The following is a 4000-nucleotide window of genomic DNA, read 5'->3' on the forward strand; positions in this document are numbered from 1 at the left end:
TTTCAGGAGTCTTTGCAAACAAAAAATAAAAGCCGAAGAATAACATCAACGGCAGTGCGGCACAAAGTGAAAAACTGTATATAGATGGTTCCATTGTTATGCTTATTTGATTTTGATACAAAGATACGTCTTTTTCTTCACAAATAGACACATAATCTATGATTTAACGTTATAGATCCGGTCATATTAGATTGAATAAATTATTAGAATTAAAGGGGCTGTCCAAAAAGTCGGATAGCCCCTTTTGCTATTGTTTATTTCGGTAAAAAGTATTATCTTACCGTTGCAAAAACCAAACATTATAGCAATGGCTAAGATAGTATTTAAAGAGTTAACATCCAACCAAAATGTACTTTTTCCGACCAGCTTATCGGAAAAGATAGCTCCCAATCATCCCGTTCGTGTTGTAAACAGTGTTGTAGACACCTTGGATATTAGTTGTCTGCTCTGGGCATATAAAGGTGGAGGTACCAGCAGCTGCCATCCCCGTATGATGCTCAAAGTTCTGTTTTATGCATACCTGAACAATATCTATTCTTGTCGCAAAATAGAAAAGGCCTTGCAGGAGAATATTCACTTCATGTGGTTGTCTGGTAATAGTACTCCCGATTTCCGCACGATCAATGATTTCCGCGGCAAACGTTTAAAGGAACACATAAAATCGTTGTTTTCAGCCATTGTTCTGCTGTTACAGGAATCCGGCTATGTCAGTTTGGATGTACAGTATATCGATGGTACCAAAGTGGAATCAGCATCCAACCGCTACACTTTTGTCTGGCGTGGTAGCGTAAGCTGCTGACTGTCTCGCAATTTATTTGTTCTTTGCAGAAAATGGGGAGGTATGCACCATATGCGTATCTCCCCATTGTTTTTTTATCTTTTTTTTCTACAATATCTACAATTATGATTGATAGCCTTTGTAAATTAAGACGTTTCATAATAATTGTAGATAAAATGTATCTACAATTATCCTGCTGTATCTACCACGATATTATTGTTTTTTATCTTTTTATATTTCCTTTTGACGGAAATATATGTTATATTTGAAGAAGATTCAAAAAGTAAACGATATGATAGAAAAACTTGATTATGCAATGGTTCCGACCGGTTTTGTGCATTGTTTTAACGGGAACTGCAAGCTGGCGAACCAGTGCTTGCGGCATCAAATTGTCCGTTTTATCCCCGATACGCAGTGGTCTGTATCCATCGTGAATCCGGGATGTATTAATCCTGAAGGAGATTGTAGGGGATTTATGGCGGATACCCCTGTGCAATATGCCGTCGGCATGGACCACCTATTAGACCGGATTCCCTATCAGACAGCGAAGAACATTAAGCAACGTTTGTTGTCAACATACGGTAAGAATAAGTTTTATCAGTTTAAGCGCAGAGAAAGGCTTTTCTCGCCGGAAGACCAACGCTATATCCGGCAGGTTTTTCTTAGTAACGGGGTGGAGGAAGAACCGGCTTTTGATTCTTGGCAGACCGGCTACCAATGGACCAAGGGATAGGTATGTGTAAAAGGTTCACTCGGAGGGAAACTTTAGTTTCTTGCCGAAGAAACAAAAGTTTCTTTAGCGGAAAACTTTTGTTTTCTAGGTATAAAACAAAAGTTTTTTAGGCAGAAAAACAAATTTGTATCAGTAAGTAAAACATTTAAACAGCGTATAAAATGAAGATAACCAAGCAGACTCTTTATCGGAATCATGTTGCGCAACGGGCGATGGGCATGGATGATGTTGTAGCATGGGTAAAGGATGGGCAGACGAGAGATAAAGTTGAACATTTTCGTGAAAAGCTGAAGCGGGCTTATCCCAATAGACGTTACTCGTTTACCCGTAAATTACCCCAGTTGCTTTTTGTCGGTGTTTTCCGGAAAGGGGAGTTGAAGGAGTATAACGGTTGGGTATTGTTGGAAATCAATCGGTTGAAGAGCATGGACGAAGCGTTGGTGTTGAAACGGAAAATCATTGAATATCCGCAGACTTTGTTTGCTATGATCGGTTCCAGTGGGCGGAGTGTGAAGTTTGTGGTGGGGTATACCTATCCCGACGGGTCGCTTCCCCGCACGCGGACCGATGCCGAGATTTTTCATGCGCATGCTTACCGGCATGCTCTCAAAACGTATGAACCGCGCCTTTCTTATCCTATCGAGTTGAACCGCCCGTCGTTGGAGGTGAGCTGTCGGCTTAGTTTTGATGCCGATGTGTACTACAATCCCGATGCGCTAGCCATCCATTTGGAGCAACCAACCGCCATGCCTGAAGAGAGTGCCTATCAGGAACAGTTTGAGAAACGGATGCCGGTCGAGAGTGTCGGGCAGACGCTTTACGAGCAATATCGTTATGTCGCCATTCAATATGAATTTGCTTTGCAGCAGACGTTGGAAGCACATGGGAATTTGGATCGGAAGGTCGATTTTAAACCGATGTTGGTCACGCTTGGCAGACTTTGTTTTGCAGCCGGGGTGGAGCTGGAGGATTGTGTGAAGTGGACGCAACTTTATTGGGGAGAGTTGATTTCGGAAGTGGAGATCCGCGAGACATTGGGCGATGCCTACCGGTTGGCTCCCGGTTCGGATTTTGGAAGTACGCCTCTTTGCAAACCCGAACAGTTACAGGCATTGAAAATGGAGGAATTTATGAACCGTCGCTATGATTTCCGTTACAACCTGATGTCCGGTGGTCCGGAATATCGGGAGAAAAACACATTTTGTTTCAACTATCGTCCGGTGACAGACCGTGTGTTGAACAGTGTCGCCCTGAATGCTCAAAAGGAGGGTTTGCAGTTGTGGGACAGGGATGTGCGGCGTTTTGTCTTTTCAGACCGTGTTCCGGATTATGCGCCTATCGAAGATTACCTGGCCCATTTACCAGCGTGGGATGGCAAAGATCGTATCCGCCCGTTGGCTGCCCGCATCCCATGCGATAACGTGCGGTGGGAACAGTTGTTTTACACCTGGTTTCTCTCTATGGTGGCGCATTGGCAGGGACGCGACAAACAGCATGGCAACAGCCTCTCTCCTTTGTTGGTGGGCGGACAAGGGTGCGGGAAGTCCACTTTCTGTTTCAACCTTTTGCCACCGGAGTTGAACCGGTATTATGCAGACAGTATCGACTTCAGTAAAAAGCGGGATGCCGAATTATATATTACTCGCTTTGGGTTGATCAACATCGACGAGTTTGACCAGGTGAGTGTCAAGCATCAAGGCTTCCTGAAACATCTGTTGCAGAAGCCGGTCGTGAATCTGCGTAAACCCTATGCTACGCAGGTGGAGGCGGTGAAGCGTTATGCTTCGTTCATCGCCACGAGCAACCATACGGATCTCCTGGGCGATCCTTCCGGCAGCCGCCGTTTCATCTGCATTGAGGTGAAGGGGATGATAGACAATGCGCAGCCGGTTGAGTATGCACAACTCTACGCGCAGGCGGTTGCCGCATTGAATAACAACGAACGTTACTGGCTGACCCACGAAGAAGAGGCGTTGCAGATGCAGGCGAATGAAGAGTTTCAACAGCGTCCATTGTACGAAGATTTATTTTTCCAATATTATCGTCCTTCTCAGCATAAAGAGGAGGGTATAAAAGCATCAGCCGGAGAAATTTACCTTTCGCTACAAAAGAAGAGCGGTGTGAAACTACCGATGAGTAAAGTGTCTGTCTTTGGTCGTTTCCTGAAGAAAGTAGGGGTAATGACGCACCTGGCGAGCAGGGGGCGGTTGTATTTGGTGGTTGAAAAGTAGGGGATAGTGGTAGATAGAGGGTGTTTTGTTGTAGATGATTTGTTTTTTTACATTAAACAATATATCGAATAAGGTTTTAGGACTCTGATTTTCAATTGCCCTGTTCCTTATTCTGTATAAACTCTATTTAGTATGTCACTAGTGTCCCGTTAAAATCGGGACGAGTTATTAATTAATCAAATAATCCCGGAATAAGGGGATTAAATTGTTCTTTGACATCATTGAAATTAGTCTTATTAAACAGCTCTTGTAAATGCG

The 4000-nt window shown here is 43.9% G+C and carries 2 protein-coding genes and 2 pseudogenes; 3 read left to right on the forward strand and 1 reads right to left on the reverse strand.

The annotated features are described in order from the left end of the window. Nucleotides 1–151: pseudogene (locus tag NBH15_RS28920) on the reverse strand (AraC family transcriptional regulator); the annotation flags it as partial. Between the two features lie 156 nt (nucleotides 152–307). Between NBH15_RS28920 and NBH15_RS28925 the strand changes: the two are divergent. The 3 genes and pseudogenes from NBH15_RS28925 to NBH15_RS28935 form a co-directional block, all read left to right on the forward strand. After that, nucleotides 308–790, forward strand: a pseudogene (locus NBH15_RS28925) (transposase); the annotation flags it as partial. 280 nt (nucleotides 791–1070) lie between these two features. After that, a complete protein-coding gene (locus tag NBH15_RS28930) occupies nucleotides 1071–1511 on the forward strand; it encodes a DUF6078 family protein (protein ID WP_128135724.1) in 441 nt (146 codons plus the stop codon). A gap of 161 nt (nucleotides 1512–1672) precedes the next feature. Then, a complete protein-coding gene (locus NBH15_RS28935; RefSeq protein WP_250824191.1) occupies nucleotides 1673–3742 on the forward strand; it encodes a BT4734/BF3469 family protein in 2070 nt (689 codons plus the stop codon). Nucleotides 3743–4000: the final 258 nt, after the last annotated feature.

This window comes from Parabacteroides caeci, from assembly GCF_023656795.1.
Taxonomy (GTDB): domain Bacteria; phylum Bacteroidota; class Bacteroidia; order Bacteroidales; family Tannerellaceae; genus Parabacteroides; species Parabacteroides segnis.

Bases quoted from the DNA above. Each gene is read 5' to 3' on its own strand.
- NBH15_RS28930 (WP_128135724.1), top strand. From the start codon at position 1,071: ATGATAGAAAAACTTGATTATGCAATGGTTCCGACCGGTTTTGTGCAT.
- NBH15_RS28935 (WP_250824191.1), top strand. From the start codon at position 1,673: ATGAAGATAACCAAGCAGACTCTTTATCGGAATCATGTTGCGCAACGG.